The organism is Bradyrhizobium sp. 179 (genome assembly GCF_023073535.1).
GTDB lineage: Bacteria > Pseudomonadota > Alphaproteobacteria > Rhizobiales > Xanthobacteraceae > Bradyrhizobium.
Genome location: NZ_JADPJR010000036.1, coordinates 98,078 through 113,886, shown reverse-complemented (window position 1 = coordinate 113,886; position 15,809 = coordinate 98,078). Strand labels below are relative to the sequence as shown.

The following is a 15,809-nucleotide window of genomic DNA, read 5'->3' as shown; positions in this document are numbered from 1 at the left end:
GGCTCGGTGCGAGCCCGCCTCCGCATCGGCAATGAGGGGGAGAGACCGCCGGCTACTCCACAAGCGTAAACTGCAGCAGCAGCGTCCGCTGGAGCATCGAGAAATTGTCGTCGGAGATCAGGGTCAGCACGGTCTCGCCCCCGGCCGTGACGTGGGCGTCGATGCCCTCCATGTTGTCGATCTCGTGGCCGAGATCGGCGGCGAACAGCGTGAGGCCGTCGACCAGCGCACCCGGCGCGATTGCCTTGAGCGGGATCGCGCGGATGCGGATGTTGACGCCGGTGAACCAGGAGAATTTGCGCTCGAGGATGAGGAGATCGCCCGAGGGCAGCAGCACGGCGTCGCTGATGTCAAAATTTTCGGAGCGCCGCACGCTGAACTGGCCCGGCGTCGGGCCGCCGATCAGGAAGGCTATGAGGTTGCCGTCGGCATCGAGCCCCCGCTCTGAGAAGGCGATCAGCGTGCCGGCGAGCGGCTGGCTCTGGCCTTGCCCTCTCGGCACCATGACCATCGCCTCCAGCCCCTTGTTGGAGGGCAGCTTGCGCAACGCCGGCGGCACCGCAATCACCTCGCCGCGGGCGCGGGTGCCGCCCTTGGCGAAATCGTAGCGCAGGATCTGGTTAACGCGCTCGAGGCCGACATAGACGAGGTTGCCGTCGCGCGCGAGCGCCTCGGTGTCGTACCAGAGCCGCTTGTCCGTGATCGGCCGCCCGTCCGCACCGAGCAGCGGCGCGGCCTCGACGTCTGCGAGCCCAACCATCTCGCGGCCGGAATAGCGGATGGCGCCGGTGAACCAGCCGCCCTGGTCGGAGATCGCGAGGAAGCGTTCACCTTTGTTGTCGAGGAAGCGGATACCGGACAGGCCGCCAAAACCGCGATAGGGCGAGGTCAGCACCAAGCCGCTGCGAAAATCCAGCGAGCCGAAGCGCGTGCGCGCGCGGTCGCGCGGCTCGAAATTGGGGATGGTGCGCGCGTTGACCTCGACGCTGACGGGCGCGGCGACGGCGTGATCGAGGTGGAGCGCGCGCGGCGGCGGCTCGGTCGCGGGCTGCAATTGCGCCTGCGCTCGCGCCAATCGCGGCATCGTCAGAATGGAAAATCCCGCCGCCGCGTGGCCGAGAAAGCTGCGGCGGGATGAAGCTGCGCTCACGAATGCAGTTTGCGGCGCAGCCGGCTGGCCGGCTGGCTTGGCGCGGTGTTGGTCTCGCTGAAGAGTTCGGCGAGCTTCTCGGTGATGGCGCCGCCGAGCTCCTCGGCGTCCACGATCGTCACCGCGCGGCGGTAATAGCGCGTCACATCATGGCCGATGCCGATCGCGATCAGCTCGACCGGTGAGCGGGTCTCGATCTCCTCGATGATGTGGCGCAGGTGCCGCTCGAGATAGTTGCCGGGATTGACCGACAGCGTGGAATCGTCGACCGGCGCGCCGTCCGAGATCATCATCAGGATCTTGCGCTGCTCGGCCCTCCCCAAGAGGCGCTTGTGCGCCCAGTCCAGCGCCTCGCCGTCGATGTTCTCCTTGAGGAGCCCCTCGCGCATCATCAGGCCGAGATTTTTCCGCGCACGACGCCAGGGGGCGTCGGCGGATTTGTAGATGATGTGGCGAAGATCGTTGAGGCGGCCGGGATTGGCGGGCTTGCCGGCGGCAAGCCAGGCCTCGCGCGATTGCCCGCCCTTCCAGGCGCGCGTGGTGAAGCCCAAAATCTCGACCTTGACGCCGCAACGCTCCAGCGTGCGGGCGAGGATGTCGGCGCAGGTGGCGGCGACCGTGATCGGACGTCCGCGCATCGAGCCGGAATTGTCGAGCAGCAGCGTCACCACGGTATCGCGGAACGTCGCCTCCTTCTCGTGCATGAAGGACAGCGGGTGATAGGGATCGGTGACCACGCGCGACAGCCGCGCGGGATCCAGGATGCCCTCTTCGAGATCGAACTCCCAGGCGCGGTTCTGCTGCGCCATCAGGCGGCGCTGCAGGCGGTTTGCGAGGCGGGCAACAATGCCTTGCAGGTGCGCGAGCTGCTTGTCGAGATAGGCGCGCAGCCGCTCCAGTTCGTCATGGTCGCAGAGGTCTTCGGCGGCGATGACCTCGTCGAATTTCGGCGCAAACGCATGGTATTCCGGCCCGCGCGGCTCGTTGGCTCCGCGCGAATTCGGCCGCGTCGCCTCGCCCGGCGTCTCATCGTCGCCGAGCTCGCCGTCGTCGAAGGTGTCCGAGGTCGAGGCCTGCGCGCTCTCCATCGCGCTCTCGCTCATCTCCTCCGACGTCGCCTCGGCCTGATCGGCGCTCATCTCCTGCGCGGCGTCGGAATCGGGCGAGCCTTCGGCGCCGGACTGGTCGTTGTCGCCGTCCTGGTTCTCGTCGTTCTCGTCATTGTCCTCGGGGTCGGCGTTGCGTTCGTCGCCGAGCTCGAGCGCCGACAAGAGATCGTGCACGGCATCGCCGAACCGGGTCTGGTCCTCGAGTACGCCGTCGAGCCGGTCGAGCCGCTTGCCGATCTTGTCTTCGAGAATGGGACGCCAGAGGTCGACCATCTTCCTGGCGGCCGCCGGCGGCGCCATGCCGGTCAGGCGCTCGCGTACCAGCATCGCCAGCGCGTCCGCCAGCGGTGCATCGGCGCGGTCGGTGATCTCGTCGAACTTGCCGCGATGGAAGTGATCGTCGAGCATCGCGGTGAGGTTTTTCGCAACGCCCGCCATGCGGCGCGCGCCGATTGCCTCGACCCGCGCCTGCTCCACCGCCTCGAACACGCCGCGCGCCTGCGGATTGCCGGGCATCAGCTTGCGATGCACTTTCGGATCGTGACAGGCGAGCTTGAGCGCGATGGAATCAGCGTGGCCGCGCACGACCGCGGCGTCCCGCTTGGTCATCTTGCGCGCAGGCTCGGGCAGCCGCGCCTTGCCGGGCGCAAGGCCCGGGCGCTCAGCGGCGAAGGAGACGTCGAGCTCGGGCGTCTTCGCGATCGCCTTGAGACAGGAGGCGACCGAGCGCTTGAACGGCTCGGTGGGCGCTTCCTTGCTGCTGCGGAATTTGGAGTTGGAGGTGGTCATCTCACCCTATCCGTCGTCCCGAAAGGCCGGGACGACATCTCAAACCTTTAGCTCAGCGCCACGTTCACCGCCGATTCCGGCAGCTCCGCATTGAAGCAGCGCTGGTAGAACTCGGCGACAAGCGGACGCTCGAGCTCATCACATTTGTTGAGGAAGGTGACGCGGAAGGCAAAGCCGATGTCGCCGAAGATGTCGGAGTTTTCCGCCCAGGTGATCACCGTGCGCGGGCTCATCACCGTCGACAGATCGCCGTTGGCGAAGGCGTTGCGGGTGAGGTCAGCGAGACGCACCATCTTGTTGACGATGTCGCGGCCCTCCTGGGAGCGATAGTGCTTGGCCTTGGCCAGCACGATCTCCACTTCCTCGTCGTGGCTGAGATAGTTCAGCGTGGTGACGATCGACCAGCGGTCCATCTGGCCCTGGTTGATCTGCTGGGTGCCGTGATAGAGGCCGGAGGTATCGCCGAGGCCGACGGTGTTCGCCGTGGCGAACAGCCGGAACGCCGGATGCGGCTTGATCACCTTGTTCTGGTCGAGCAGGGTCAGGCGCCCCGAGACCTCGAGCACGCGCTGGATCACGAACATCACGTCCGGGCGGCCTGCGTCGTATTCGTCGAACACCAGCGCGACGTTGTTCTGCAGCGCCCAGGGCAAAATGCCGTCGCGGAATTCGGTGACCTGCTTGCCGTCGCGGACCACGATGGAGTCCTTGCCGACCAGGTCGATACGGCTGATGTGGCTGTCGAGGTTGACGCGCACGCAGGGCCAGTTCAGCCGCGCGGCGACCTGCTCGATATGGGTGGATTTGCCGGTGCCATGATAGCCGGTCACCATCACGCGGCGGTTGCGGGCAAAGCCGGCGAGAATGGCAAGCGTGGTGGCGCGGTCGAAGCGGTAGTCGGAATCGACTTCGGGCACGTGAGGATCGACTTCGGAATAGGCCGGGACTTCGAGATCGCTGTCGATCCCGAACACCTGGCGCACCGACACCTTCATGTCGGGCAGACCGGAAACTTCCTCAACTTTGGACAGAGCGGCGGTCGTCATCAATCCTCCGAGGTCCCGGGCGGTCCCGAAACCGGTTATTTGCACGTTGGCTGCGGCTGGGTGCTGAAAATCAACCTATCAGAGACAACGAGCGGGCAGAAGCCCGCCCACTTATCAAAGTTCCATTGTCTTTTCATTTAGATAGGCAAGGAACGCAGTTTTTGGAGGGCTGCCTTGCGAATCATGCTCGAATTTCGGGCGGTTGACCCCTCTGCCGGCGCGGACGCCACTGTTGCCGCATGCACTGACCCATGTAGGGTCTGACTTCCAGTGCTCCAGTCCACCATCGAGACGACGTGACATCCTTCCTCGATCCCCTCATCGCCTTCGTCTCGGCCCATGCGTGGCTGGCCTATCTGACCCTGTTTCTCGCCGCGCTGCTCGAAGCGGTGCCGGTGGTGGGATCGGTGATCCCCGGCTCGACCATCATCCTGGCACTGAGCGCGCTGGTTCCGGGCGGCGAGCTGAAGCTGCCATGGGTGTTGCTGGCGGCCGCACTCGGGGCAGTGCTCGGCGACGGATCGGCCTATTGGATCGGGCACCGGCGGCAGCGCGAGATCCTCAACACCTGGCCGCTGACCAGCTACCCGCGCGTGGTCGAGCAGAGCGAGAATTTTTTCCATCGCTTCGGCACCTGGGCGGTGTTCTTCGCCCGTTTCGTGCCCCCGGTCCGCGCCTTCGTGCCTGTTACCGCCGGCGCGCTCGGCATGGCGCCGGCGAAATTCTACGCGGTCAACATCCCGGCGATCCTGGCCTGGGCGCCCGCGCATGTGCTGCCCGGCGTGCTGGCGGTCTCAGCGCTCCACGAATATGCCGGGCTGCATCATCACGGCCATATCGGCAAGCACATCTGGATTTTGACCGTAATGGCCGTGGCGATCGTGGTGGGCGTAACGGTGTGGTTCTCCCGCCGCCGGCACGGCGGCGGCGTCGCGAAGGCCAAGCCTCGGGAATAGGGGCCGCCAAGCTCTCCGCCCTCATCCTGAGGGCGCGCGAAGCGGGCGTCTCGAAGGATGGCCGCGGGCGAGAGGCGGGCCTTCATGGTTCGAGACGCGCGCGAAGGGCGCGCTCCTCAGCATGAGGGTCTAGATTTAGCTCCTGGGCTCAGCTCCCGCCCGCCGTCCCGGTGCCGGTCCCACATACCTTGCCCTTGGCCTGATCAGCTTGCCGAACTGCAATTGCTCGCTGGAATGGGCGATCCAGCCGACGCTGCGGGCCATGGCGAACAGAGCGAGCTCGCTGCCGGCGGGCAGGCGCAGGGCATGCACGAGCACGGCGAGTGCATAGTCGATGTTGACGAACTCGCCGGTCGCTTCCGCGATCCGCTCCGGCACCTCGCGGGTGAACTTCCGCGGTGCGCCTGCGCGCGACAAGGCATTGAGCAGCGATTGCGCGCGGGGATCGCCGCGCTTGTAGACGCCATGGCCGAAGCCGGCAAAGCGCTCGCCGAGCGCGACGCGCTCGCGCACCATCGGCTCGACGTCGCGATCGATCAGCGTTTTCACGAGCTGCGAGGCCAGCACGCCGGCGCCGCCATGCTTGGGCCCTTTGAGCGCGGCGAGCCCGGCGATCACCGAGTCGTAGAGATTGAGGCCGGTCGATGCGGCACAGCGCGCTGTGAAGGTGGAGGCGTTCAGTTCATGGTCGGCAAGCAGCACGAGCGCGCGGCGGATCAGATCGCTCGCGTGCTTGTTGTCCGCGGCCCACGCCTTCGCAACCTGCTGATGCAGCGGCTCGGCCGACGGCTCGGCATTGAGCATGGTCGCGACCAGCAGGCGGACGATGCGCGCGCCGACCATGGCACGGCCATCGGGCGCGCGGGTGAAGGCGCGGGGATCGGCGCTCGCGGCCAGCGCGAGCACCGCAATGGCGCGGTCGATCGGCGCGGCGCGACGCGCGGCTTGCCCGATCATGCGCATCTCCTCGGAGAGGAGCGGCTGATTCTCCTGATCGAACGGATCGACGCCGGAGACGTCCCACAGCAGCGTCGCCGTATGCTCGAGCGTGTCGTTCTCGGCGAGATCGACGCAATTCACCCCGCGGTAGATCGCGCCGTCCTCGGTGATGGTCGAGATCTCCGTGTCCATCACCGGCAAATCGGCGTCGAAGCTGCGCAGGCCCCTGGGCTCCGGCGACGGCACCCGGCGCTCCTTGAGCGCGCGGACGTCCTCGGCCCGGTAGCGATTTTTTCGCGAATCCTGCGTCGGCTCGGAGCGGATCAGACCGCGGCTGACATAGGCATAGAGCGTGGCCGGCGAGATCGCGAGCTCGGCGGCGGCTTCCCGGGCGGAGAGGTAGAGCTCGTTGGAATTTTTCATATTGATTTATGTAATCAAGATTGATCAATCTGTCGACAGGTCTGACCTTCCCCTGCATCAAACGGGAGATTGGGCCATGAACATCCACCTCACCAAAAGCCAGATCGGACTGGACGGCGTTCCCGCCGCTGAGACCGTGCTGAGCCATGTCGACGGCGAGCGCGGCGAGCTGATCATCGCCGGCGAGCATGTCGGCAGTCTCGCCGCCAGATCGAGTTTTGAGGGCGTCACCGCCCGGCTCTGGAACGGCGCCAACAAGACCAGCTTAAGCGAGGCCGATGTGCGGGCGAGCCTGGGGGCCGCGCGGGAGCGCGCCTTCGCGCGATTGCCGGACCTGTTGCCGGCAACCCGCGGCATGGGCATCGTCGACGGGTTTCGTGCGGCCGTCGCGGGCCTTCGCGCCGAACACGGCCTGGAGCATGAAGCAACTATCGTCGGCGCGTTTCCGGTGATTGCGGGCGCGCTGGCCCGCCGCGCCGGGGGGCTCGAGCCGGTGGCGCCCGATCCCAGCATGAGCCACGCCGCCGACACGCTGCGCATGCTGCACGGGCGGGCGCCTGCAACGCGCGAGGTCACCGCGCTCGATGCGTATCTCGTCACCGTCTGCGACCACGGCATGAATGCCTCGACCTTCACGACGCGCGTGGTGGCCTCGACGCAAGCCGATCTGTTCGCCGCCGTAACCGCGGGCTATTGCGCGCTCACCGGCCCCTTGCATGGCGGCGCGCCGGAGCCCGTGCTGGAAATGCTCGACGCGATCGGCTCGCGCGAACGCATCCAGAGCTGGGTCGACGCGGCACTGGCACGCGGCGAGCGGATGATGGGCTTTGGTCACCGCGTCTATCGCGTCCGCGACCCGCGTGCCGACGTGCTGAAGACCGCGATCGAGGCCCTGGCTTCCAACGGCGCCGACCTGCCCTTTGCCGGCGAGGTCGAAGCCTATATCCGCAGCGCGCTGCGCAAGAAGAATCCGGACCGGCCGCTGGAGACCAATGTCGAGTTCTTCACCGCCATCCTGCTCGATGCACTCGCGATTCCGAGGCAGGCCTTCACGCCGATCTTCGCGGTGGCGCGCGCGGCAGGATGGACCGCGCATGCGCGCGAGCAGCAGCGCACGGGACGGCTGATCCGGCCGAGTTCGTCCTATGTGGGCGCCATGCCGAAGGCTCCAGCGACTAAAGACTAAAAGACTAAGGGAAAGGCGACAGCGGAGCTCCCACTCCGCTGTCGTGCGGGCGAAGTCCTGATCTATGCTGGTTGACGAGATCTGCACGTCCCGGGCGAGCACTGTGGAACGTATACGCGGCCGGCGAATTAGCTGATCTGGCCCGTAGAGGAACGCGATGCTGGACTTGCTTGGACATTCGGACGAGGCCAGGATCGGCGAGATCGCGAGGCAAGCAGCGAGCAGGAGCGCTGCCGGCGGGGATTCCGAGAGGCGATTCCGGGACTTGCTCCAGGCGCTGCCCGCCGCGATCTACACCACCGACGCAGAGGGCCGCATCACCTTCTTCAATCAAGCCTGCATCGAGTTCGCCGGACGCACGCCAAAGATCGGCGAGATGTGGTGCGTGACATGGAAGCTCTATCTGCCGGACGGCACGCCGCTTCCCCACGATGAGTGCCCCATGGCCGTCGCGCTCAAGCAGAACCGGCCGGTGCGCGACGTCGAGGCTGTGGCCGAACGGCCGGACGGCTCAAGGATTTGCTTCATGCCGTATCCGACGCCGCTCCGCGACGAAGGCGGCCGCCTGGTCGGCGCGGTGAACATGCTGGTCGACATCACGGCTCGCAAGCAGGCCGAGCAGCGGATGATGCTCCTGGCTTACGAGGTCGATCATCGTTCGAACAATCTGCTGGCGGTGACCCAGGCGATGCTGCGGCTGACGAAGGCCGAGACCGCTGCAGAATTCCAGGCCGCGTTTCAAGGCCGGCTCAGCGCGCTTGCCAATGTGCAGAGGCTGTTCTCGGAATCGCGCTGGACCGGTGCGAGTCTGAAGACCATCGTCGAAGAGGAACTCCGGCCCTACGCAGGCGCAGACGGCGAACGTATCAGCATCGCTGGAGACGACCTCCGGCTGCCGGCGACGCTCGCCCAATCGATCGCGGTCGCCGTGCACGAACTTGCGACCAACGCCGCCAAATACGGGGCGCTGTCGACGCCTTCGGGCACGCTGGAGATCCGCTGGGAGACCAATGGTGCAGACCCTCTCGTACTGCACTGGTCAGAGCGCGGCGGTCCCCCGGTCAACGAACCGCCGACGCGCAAGGGCTTTGGCATCGGCGCGGTCGATGGCATCATCCGGACCTTGCGCGGGAGGATCACCCGGCGGTGGAAGCCGGAAGGGCTGGTGTGCCAGATGGCGTTCCCGGACGTCACCAAGTAAGCGCGACCAGATCCGGATGCATCGTCATCGCGCTTTGTCATCGCGCTTTAGACTGTCGCCAAAGCAAAGCCTCTGAAGGCCGATGCACGCATTCCTGAATGCACTAGGCCTCGCGGACCACCGTCTTCAGGTAATTATACGCCTTGATGATCTCGATCAAACGGTCTTCGGTAGAGCGGTCGCCGCCGTTGGCGTCGGGATGATGCTGCTTCACCAGCGCCTTGTACTTGCTCTTGACGTCGGCGAGGGTGGACTCGGGTCCGAGGCCCATGACCTGGAGCGCCTTGCGCTCAGCGTTCATGATCTTGCGCGTCTCGGCCTTGGGCGGGGCTTGCGGGCCGCCGCGCCAGTTGGCGCGGCCGTTGAGCTCCTGGAACATGCTGAACGGATCGAAGGCGCTGTCGATCTCCGCCTCCGCGCCTTTCTTGACGCCGCCATTAGCGCCCATCTTCCAAGTCGGGCGGTGGCCGGTCAGCGCATCCTTCTGGTAGCGCGCGACCGCGTCGGCATTCATGCCGGAGAAGAAATTGTAGTTCTGATTGTACTCGCGCACGTGGTTCAGGCAGAAGTGCCAGTACTCACGCTGATTGTCGCGACCCTTGGGCGCACGATGCGCGCCCTTGTTCTGACACCCGGTCCATTCGCAATTGACCACGGTGTCGCGCGGCTTCACTTCCGGCTGCTTGCCCCGCGGCTTGACCCGGATGGAGTCGAAGAACTTTGATGAATCGATCGGCATGGCTGACTTTGACTACGCAATGCAAAAACCTTCAAGTCTTGACATTGCAATTAGCTTGAAACCCGTAGCCGAAGTTTCACTTCGGCCTTTTCAGAACGGGCCACCAGAGGCGGCCTATGGTGTTGACGGAGTGCGATCGCGTCCCTTAATGGCTCACATGGCTATCAGAGACGTTATCAGCAACAAGTTGCAGGAAGCTTTCACGCCAGAGAGCCTGCAAGTCGTCGACGAGTCCCATTTGCATGAGGGCCACGCCGGCCATCGGCCGAGCGGCGAGACGCACTTCCGTGTGTATATCGTATCTGCCGCCTTCAAAGGGAAGGGCCGGGTCGATCGCCACCGCATGATAAATTCGGCGTTGGCCGCGGAACTCGCTGGCGGCGTGCATGCGCTCGCGATCCACGCGCAGGCGCCGGGGGAAGGGTGATTTGCTTACCCTCCCCTCCAGGGACCTCCAGGGAGGGTAAGCGAGGTCAAAACGAAGTTCCGGCCCTTCGCGGCTTGGCTTCCTCCAGCTCGGCCTCCCGCGGCACCGGTGAAATACGGAGCGCGGTGATGCGGTTGCGTTCGCGGCGGAGGACGCGGAAGCGGAAGCCGTGGAAGGTGAAGCTCTGGCCGCGGTCGGGGATCGAACGCGCCTCGTGGATGACGAGGCCCGCGACCGTGGTTGCCTCTTCGTCGGGGAGGTGCCAGTCAAGCGCGCGGTTGAGATCGCGGATCGGCACCGAGCCGTCGACCACGACAGAGCCGTCGGGCTGGCGGCGCACGCCCGCGACCACGACGTCATGCTCGTCGGCGATGTCGCCGACGATCTCCTCCAGGATGTCTTCCAGCGTCACGAGCCCTTCGACTTCGCCGTATTCGTCGACGACCAGCGCGAAATGGGTCTTGCGGCGGCGGAACGCCTTGAGCTGCTGGGATATCGGCCGCATTTCCGGCACGAACCAGGGCGGCAGCATGATGGTGGTGACGTCGATGCGCGAGGTATCGCCTTCCGACGCGCGGATTGCCCGCAACAGATCCTTGGCGTGCAGAATGCCGATAATGTTCTCCGACTTGTCGCGCCACAGCGGAATGCGGGTGTATTCGGTAGCCAGCACCTCCCGCACCAGCTCCTCCGGCGGGAGATCGGCATTGATCATCACCATCGCGGTGCGGTGAACCATCACGTCGGAGACGGTCAGCTCGCCGAGGCGGAAGACATTGTGAATGTACTCGGCTTCGCCGCTCTCGATCTTGCCGTGTACGGCCGATTCCTCAACCAGGCCCTCGATCTCGGAATCCGTCAGGATCTCGTGCTGCGAAAACTCCTGAACGCCGATCAGACGCAAGATCGCGCTCGAAGCCGTGTTGAGACACCAGCTCAGCGGGTAGAACACCAGGTAGGAGACATGAAGCGGATACGCAATCCACTGCGACACCGGCACCGGCTCCCTGATCGCAAGCGTCTTCGGCACCTGTTCGCCGATGATGATGTGCAGCGAGGAGAAAACCAGAAAACCCGCCACGAACGAGGTGAAGTGCAGCGTCGCCTCCGACAGTCCGAGCGGATGGAGGATCGGGCTCAGCAGCGCAGAAACGGTCGGCTCACCAATCCAGCCAAGACCAAGGGAGGCCATGGTAATGCCGAGCTGGCAGCAGGCGAGATAGGATTCGATATTCCCCATCATCGTCTGCAACAGGCGTGCGCCGAAGCGGTTCTGCTCGACCATTGCCTTGACGCGAAAGCCACGGCTCTTCACGAGGGCAAATTCGGCCGCCACGTAAAATGCGTTGGCAGCAAGCAGGAGGACAGCAAGCAGCAGATTGATGGAGATCGAACTCATGTTTGCCTCGCGACCGCCTCGGCGTTCCGCGCCGTTTCGCGGGCGGCAGATCCAATCGATCCCGCCATCACTGCGCTAATTTCGACTGCAGGAAATCGCGCACCAGCGTCGGCTCGACGTCCTTCGCAATCACGGCGCGCCCGACCGCCTCCAGCAGAATGAAGGTGAGCTTGCCGCGCTTGACTTTCTTGTCCTGCGCCATCAGCGCCATCAGCGCGTCGGCGTCGGCAAGGCCTTCCTGCGCAAAACCCGCGATGTCCTGCAAGCGCGTCGGCAGGCCGGCTTCGACCAGATGCCGCTCGACGCGCGCCGCATCGGCCTCTCCGATCTTGCCGAGCCGGGCCGAGAACTGCGCCGCCAGCGTCATGCCGATCGCGACGCCCTCGCCGTGGAACAGGCGGTCCGAGAAGCCGGTCGCCGCCTCCAGCGCATGACCGAAGGTATGGCCGAGATTGAGCAGCGCGCGTTCGCCGGTCTCGCGCTCGTCGCGCGCGACGATTGCGGCCTTGGCGCGGCACGACGTCGCGATCGCATGCTCGCGCGCCGAGCCGCCCCTGAAGATATCGGCATGGTTCTTCTCCAGCCAGGTGAAGAAGGCGTCGTCGCCGAGCACGCCATATTTGGCGACCTCGGCATAGCCGGCGCGGAATTGCCGCGGCGACAGCGTGTCGAGCACGGCGGTGTCGGCGATGACAAGGACCGGCTGGTGGAAGGCGCCGAGCAGATTCTTGCCCTGCGGCGAGTTGATGCCGGTCTTGCCGCCGACGCTGGAATCGACCTGCGCCAAGAGCGAGGTCGGCACCTGCACGAAATCGACGCCGCGGCGCAGGATCGCCGCGGCAAAGCCGGCGAGATCGCCCACCACGCCGCCGCCGAGCGCGATGACGAGATCGTTGCGCTCAATTTTTGCGGCGATCAGGGCCTCGCTGACCTTTTCCAGGCCCGCATAGGTTTTGGAGATCTCGCCTTCCTCGACCACGATGCGCGAGGTCGGAATGCCGGCTGCGGCAAGCGACGCCTCGGCGGGCTCGAGCCAGTGCTTTGCGACGGTGCGGTCGGTCACAACGGCGGTACGCACGCCGGGGCGCAAGCGCGCGACGCGCTCGCCGAGCGAGGCCAGCACGCCGCGGCCGATGACGATGCCATAGGCGCGGTCACCGAGCGCGACATCGACATTGACAGGATCGGAATGCTTCAAAGGCGCAGTCATCGTACGGCACTCGCAAGGTCTGCAGGTGGCACGCCGCAGAGATGGGCATGCAGGGTCTCGATGCATTCCTCGACGATCTTGTCGTGCGGCACGTCGCGCGAGGCGATGGTGAGGTCGGCATGGCGATAGACCGGTTCGCGTTCGGTGAGCAGGCGCGTCACGGTTCCTTCGGGATCGGCGGTCTGGAGCAGCGGGCGATCGGCACGGCGCCGCACGCGGCGCATGATGACGTCGTGGTCGGCCTTGAGCCAGATCGAGACCGCTTTCGCGGCGATGCGCGCGCGCGTCTCCTCGCGCATGAACGCGCCGCCACCGGTCGCGAGCACGATCGGTCCGCCGTCCAGCAGCCGCGCGATCACGCGGGCCTCGCCGTCGCGGAAATGCGGCTCGCCGTGGCGCTCGAAGATTTCCGGTATGCTCATGCCGGCCGCCGCCTCGATCTCGGTGTCGGCATCGACGAAGGGCAACTTGAGCCGCGCCGCCATGCGGCGGCCGATGGTGGATTTGCCCACCCCCATCATCCCGACAAGCACGATCGAGCGCGCCCCGAGCGCCGACAGGATGTCGGCCTCAGGCGAACCGGGTATCGGCAGCGCGGCGTCGGACATGGATCTCGCTCGATCTGCCGCCAAGGCGGCATGCTTTCGCCACCTATACGACCCCGCAGGGGGCCTCGCCAGAGGACTCTTGCCACGAAACGGCGAACATGTTGGATGATTTCATTGGTTAATTTGCCCGCCAAGACCGCTATCGAGACCCTTTGCCGATGCCCAGCCTGTTCCGCTTCCTGACGGTCCTCGCCGTGATCGCCGGCATCGTCTATGGCGCGGTCTTCGCGCTGGCAAACTTCGTCAGTCCGAAGCCGCGGGAAATGACGGTGACGATCCCGCCTGATAAGTTTCTCAAGAAATAGCAGCTAGGCTTTGGGCATGCGCACCAAACCCTCCGACACCCGGCTCACCGGCCTGTTCCTCGACATGCTCGCGGCGGAACAGGGCGCCGGGCCCAACACGCTCGACGCCTACCGCCGCGACCTCACCGATCTCTCGGAATTTCTGGGCCGCGTCGGCCACACTTTCGCGGATGCGGAGACGCAAACGCTGCGCGATTATCTCGCCGATCTCGATGCCCGCGGCTTCAAATCCACCAGCGTCGCGCGGCGGCTGTCGGCGATGCGGCATCTGTTCCGCTTTCTCCTCAACGAGCGCATCCGTACCGAGGATCCCGCAGCGATCCTGTCGGGGCCGAAGCGCGGCCGCGGCCTGCCGAAAGTGCTGTCGATTGCGGATGTCGACCGCATGCTCCGCCGCGCCAAGGAATTGAGCGAGGCGGCAGATGCCTCGCCCTCGAAACGGCTGCGCAGCTTGCGGCTCTATTGCCTGCTCGAGGTGCTCTACGCCACCGGCCTACGCGTCTCCGAGTTGGTGGCACTGCCGCGCTCGGCGGCCAAGCGCGATGCGCGCATGATCGTGGTGCGCGGCAAGGGCAATAAGGAGCGCCTGGCGCCGCTCAACGAAGCCTCGCGGCAGGCGATGGCGGATTATCTCGCGGCGATGGAAGCTGCAAAGGCTGACAAGAAGAACAGCGTGGCTGCTTCGAAATGGCTGTTCCCCTCATTCGGCGAGAGCGGACATCTGACCCGACAGCATTTCGCGCGCGACTTGAAGGAACTCGCGGTCGCCTCCGGGCTTCAGGCCCGTCTGGTCTCCCCGCACGTGCTGCGCCACGCCTTCGCCAGCCATCTCCTCCACAACGGCGCCGATTTGCGCATCGTGCAGACCCTGCTCGGCCACACCGACATCTCGACGACCCAGATCTACACCCACGTGGTCGAGGAGCGGCTGAAGAGCCTGGTGCGCGACCTGCATCCACTGGCGGAGAAGTAATCTTGCGTGCCCCCGCCGCGGCGCAGCGTGAAACGGTGCGCCGCTGAGCTGGGCCCCACGCCTCTTGCCGGGTCCCGGCTCAGCGCTACAGCGCGCTGCAGCGCGTCCGGGACACGAGAGTCCAACCCCGGCGATGGCGAAACCGCCTTGACTTCGGCCACATCTCCGCAGAAAGAGCCGGGGCTTCACGAGTGATTTGGCTTGCGGCCCACGAGCACACAAGCCAAGCCATTGAAGAATCTACAGTTCTTTCCGCGACCGCAACCTCGCTTCGCTTCTCCAGCCCCGTCCGCCTATATTGAGTTTATGCCAGACCAGATGCGCAGCTATCTCGACTTCGAAAAGCCCGTCGCCGAGCTCGACTCCAAGGTCGACGAGTTGCGCACGCTCGCAGCTTCCGGCACCGACATCGCCGAGGAGATCGGGCGGATCGAGGACAAGGCGTCGCAAGCGCTGGCCGACCTCTATGCGAACCTGACGCCGTGGCAGAAGACGCTGGTGGCGCGGCACCCGCAGCGGCCGCATTTCAACGACTTCATCAAGGGCCTGATCACCGAGTTCACGCCGCTAGCCGGCGACCGCAAATTCGGCGAGGACGAGGCGCTGGTCGCCGGCTTCGGCCGCTTCCGCGGCGAGCCGATCTGCGTGATGGGCCAGGAAAAAGGCGATTCAACCGAGAGCCGCATCCGGCACAATTTCGGCATGGCGCGGCCCGAAGGCTATCGCAAATGCGTGCGGCTGATGGAGATGGCCGAGCGGTTCGGTCTGCCGGTGCTGTCGCTCGCCGATTCCGCCGGCGCCTATCCCGGCATCGGCGCCGAAGAGCGGGGACAAGCCGAGGCGATCGCGCGCTCGACGGATGCCTGCCTGGCGCTGACCGTGCCGAACGTCGCCATCATCACCGGGGAGGGCATGTCGGGCGGCGCCATCGCCATCACCACCGCCAACAAGGTGCTGATGCTGGAGCACGCGATCTACAGCGTGATCTCGCCGGAAGCCGCCTCCTCGATCCTGTGGCGCGACGGCACCAAGGCGCAGGAAGCCGCCAACAACATGAAGATCACCGCCCAGGACATGCTCCGCTTCGGCGTGATCGACAGCATTTTGAAGGAGCCGGTCGGCGGCGCCCACCGCGACCCTGCCGCCATGATCGCCACCACCGGCGATGCCATCGCCAAGGCTTTCGACGAGCTCCGCGGCCTCGACGGCGACGCCATCCGCAAGCAGCGGCGGCAGAAATTCCTCGATATCGGCCGGAAACTGGGCTGATTCGGCCCGAGAGCCCGGATGGCCCTAGTAACCCCGCGTTAACCCTTTTTTTGCCCAAATCGGCGATCTCTGTTCCAATC

The 15,809-nt window shown here is 65.6% G+C and carries 15 protein-coding genes; 7 read left to right on the top strand and 8 right to left on the bottom strand.

The features are described 5' to 3' along the window. Positions 1-52: 52 nt before the first annotated feature. Genes IVB12_RS09150 through cobS form a run of 3 tightly spaced genes read right to left on the bottom strand, consistent with a single transcriptional unit; the run spans position 53 to position 4,094 of the window. Complete coding sequence (locus tag IVB12_RS09150; protein WP_247297878.1) at positions 53-1,150, bottom strand: esterase-like activity of phytase family protein; 1,098 nt, start codon at positions 1,148-1,150, stop codon at positions 53-55. Further along, positions 1,147-3,048 (bottom strand): cobaltochelatase subunit CobT, encoded by a 1,902-nt coding sequence (gene cobT, locus IVB12_RS09145; RefSeq protein ID WP_247297875.1) that lies wholly within the window; start codon positions 3,046-3,048, stop codon positions 1,147-1,149. Before cobT ends, IVB12_RS09150 begins: the two co-directional genes overlap by 4 nt. A gap of 47 nt (positions 3,049-3,095) precedes the next feature. Beyond that, a complete protein-coding gene (gene cobS / locus IVB12_RS09140) occupies positions 3,096-4,094 on the bottom strand; it encodes a cobaltochelatase subunit CobS (protein WP_247276300.1) in 999 nt (332 codons plus the stop codon). A 296-nt stretch (positions 4,095-4,390) separates the two neighbouring features. Here cobS and IVB12_RS09135 point away from each other — a divergent pair, with 296 nt between their 5' ends. Further along, complete coding sequence (locus IVB12_RS09135; RefSeq protein WP_247297871.1) at positions 4,391-5,050, top strand: DedA family protein; 660 nt, start codon at positions 4,391-4,393, stop codon at positions 5,048-5,050. Between the two features lie 135 nt (positions 5,051-5,185). On the opposite strand, the gene IVB12_RS09130 is transcribed toward IVB12_RS09135, so the two are convergent. Beyond that, entirely contained in the window at positions 5,186-6,412 is a 1,227-nt protein-coding gene (locus tag IVB12_RS09130) for a citrate synthase family protein (RefSeq protein WP_247297869.1), read from the bottom strand. Positions 6,413-6,488: 76 nt separating this feature from the next. On the opposite strand from IVB12_RS09130, the gene IVB12_RS09125 reads away from it, so the two are divergent. Continuing rightward, positions 6,489-7,598, top strand: coding sequence for a citrate synthase/methylcitrate synthase (locus tag IVB12_RS09125; RefSeq protein ID WP_247297867.1), 1,110 nt, complete (start codon positions 6,489-6,491; stop codon positions 7,596-7,598). A 157-nt stretch (positions 7,599-7,755) separates the two neighbouring features. After that, positions 7,756-8,799 carry a sensor histidine kinase gene (locus IVB12_RS09120; RefSeq protein ID WP_247297864.1) on the top strand — a complete coding sequence of 348 codons (1,044 nt, stop codon included), beginning with the start codon at positions 7,756-7,758 and terminating at the stop codon, positions 8,797-8,799. A 103-nt stretch (positions 8,800-8,902) separates the two neighbouring features. On the opposite strand, the gene IVB12_RS09115 is transcribed toward IVB12_RS09120, so the two are convergent. Next, positions 8,903-9,538, bottom strand: coding sequence for a DnaJ domain-containing protein (locus tag IVB12_RS09115; RefSeq protein ID WP_247276295.1), 636 nt, complete (start codon positions 9,536-9,538; stop codon positions 8,903-8,905). Positions 9,539-9,695: 157 nt separating this feature from the next. Between IVB12_RS09115 and IVB12_RS09110 the strand changes: the two genes are divergently transcribed. Next, positions 9,696-9,965, top strand: a complete 270-nt coding sequence (locus tag IVB12_RS09110) for a BolA family protein (protein ID WP_247298010.1) — start codon at positions 9,696-9,698, stop codon at positions 9,963-9,965. 46 nt (positions 9,966-10,011) lie between these two features. Here IVB12_RS09110 and IVB12_RS09105 read toward each other — a convergent pair whose 3' ends face one another. From IVB12_RS09105 to IVB12_RS09095, 3 genes are all read right to left on the bottom strand, one after another. Then, the gene (locus IVB12_RS09105; RefSeq protein WP_247297861.1) at positions 10,012-11,364 is read right to left on the bottom strand and encodes a hemolysin family protein; all 1,353 of its coding nucleotides are present in this window, start codon (positions 11,362-11,364) and stop codon (positions 10,012-10,014) included. 67 nt (positions 11,365-11,431) lie between these two features. Next, entirely contained in the window at positions 11,432-12,574 is a 1,143-nt protein-coding gene (aroB, locus tag IVB12_RS09100; RefSeq protein ID WP_247297858.1) for a 3-dehydroquinate synthase, read from the bottom strand. After that, positions 12,571-13,182 (bottom strand): shikimate kinase, encoded by a 612-nt coding sequence (locus tag IVB12_RS09095; RefSeq protein ID WP_247297855.1) that lies wholly within the window; start codon positions 13,180-13,182, stop codon positions 12,571-12,573. The genes aroB and IVB12_RS09095 overlap by 4 nt, the downstream gene beginning before the upstream one ends. A gap of 158 nt (positions 13,183-13,340) precedes the next feature. Between IVB12_RS09095 and IVB12_RS09090 the strand changes: the two genes are divergently transcribed. From IVB12_RS09090 to IVB12_RS09080, 3 genes are all read left to right on the top strand, one after another. Next, a complete protein-coding gene (locus IVB12_RS09090; RefSeq protein WP_247276291.1) occupies positions 13,341-13,487 on the top strand; it encodes a histidine kinase in 147 nt (48 codons plus the stop codon). Positions 13,488-13,503: 16 nt separating this feature from the next. After that, on the top strand, positions 13,504-14,460 hold the full coding sequence (xerD, locus tag IVB12_RS09085; RefSeq protein WP_247297852.1) for a site-specific tyrosine recombinase XerD: 957 nt from the start codon (positions 13,504-13,506) through the stop codon (positions 14,458-14,460). Between the two features lie 306 nt (positions 14,461-14,766). Then, the gene (locus IVB12_RS09080) at positions 14,767-15,729 is read left to right on the top strand and encodes an acetyl-CoA carboxylase carboxyltransferase subunit alpha (RefSeq protein ID WP_247276289.1); all 963 of its coding nucleotides are present in this window, start codon (positions 14,767-14,769) and stop codon (positions 15,727-15,729) included. Positions 15,730-15,809 lie beyond the last annotated feature (80 nt).

What these genes read in the sequence shown, in the direction of transcription:
- IVB12_RS09115 (WP_247276295.1), bottom strand. Translation starts at nt 9,538, where the DNA reads ATGCCGATCGATTCATCAAAGTTCTTCGACTCCATCCGGGTCAAGCCG.
- IVB12_RS09125 (WP_247297867.1), top strand. Translation starts at nt 6,489, where the DNA reads ATGAACATCCACCTCACCAAAAGCCAGATCGGACTGGACGGCGTTCCC.
- IVB12_RS09095 (WP_247297855.1), bottom strand. Translation starts at nt 13,182, where the DNA reads ATGTCCGACGCCGCGCTGCCGATACCCGGTTCGCCTGAGGCCGACATC.
- IVB12_RS09120 (WP_247297864.1), top strand. Translation starts at nt 7,756, where the DNA reads ATGCTGGACTTGCTTGGACATTCGGACGAGGCCAGGATCGGCGAGATC.
- IVB12_RS09130 (WP_247297869.1), bottom strand. Translation starts at nt 6,412, where the DNA reads ATGAAAAATTCCAACGAGCTCTACCTCTCCGCCCGGGAAGCCGCCGCC.
- cobT (WP_247297875.1), bottom strand. Translation starts at nt 3,048, where the DNA reads ATGACCACCTCCAACTCCAAATTCCGCAGCAGCAAGGAAGCGCCCACC.
- IVB12_RS09080 (WP_247276289.1), top strand. Translation starts at nt 14,767, where the DNA reads ATGCCAGACCAGATGCGCAGCTATCTCGACTTCGAAAAGCCCGTCGCC.
- IVB12_RS09110 (WP_247298010.1), top strand. Translation starts at nt 9,696, where the DNA reads ATGGCTATCAGAGACGTTATCAGCAACAAGTTGCAGGAAGCTTTCACG.
- xerD (WP_247297852.1), top strand. Translation starts at nt 13,504, where the DNA reads ATGCGCACCAAACCCTCCGACACCCGGCTCACCGGCCTGTTCCTCGAC.
- cobS (WP_247276300.1), bottom strand. Translation starts at nt 4,094, where the DNA reads ATGACGACCGCCGCTCTGTCCAAAGTTGAGGAAGTTTCCGGTCTGCCC.
- IVB12_RS09105 (WP_247297861.1), bottom strand. Translation starts at nt 11,364, where the DNA reads ATGAGTTCGATCTCCATCAATCTGCTGCTTGCTGTCCTCCTGCTTGCT.
- aroB (WP_247297858.1), bottom strand. Translation starts at nt 12,574, where the DNA reads ATGACTGCGCCTTTGAAGCATTCCGATCCTGTCAATGTCGATGTCGCG.
- IVB12_RS09090 (WP_247276291.1), top strand. Translation starts at nt 13,341, where the DNA reads ATGCCCAGCCTGTTCCGCTTCCTGACGGTCCTCGCCGTGATCGCCGGC.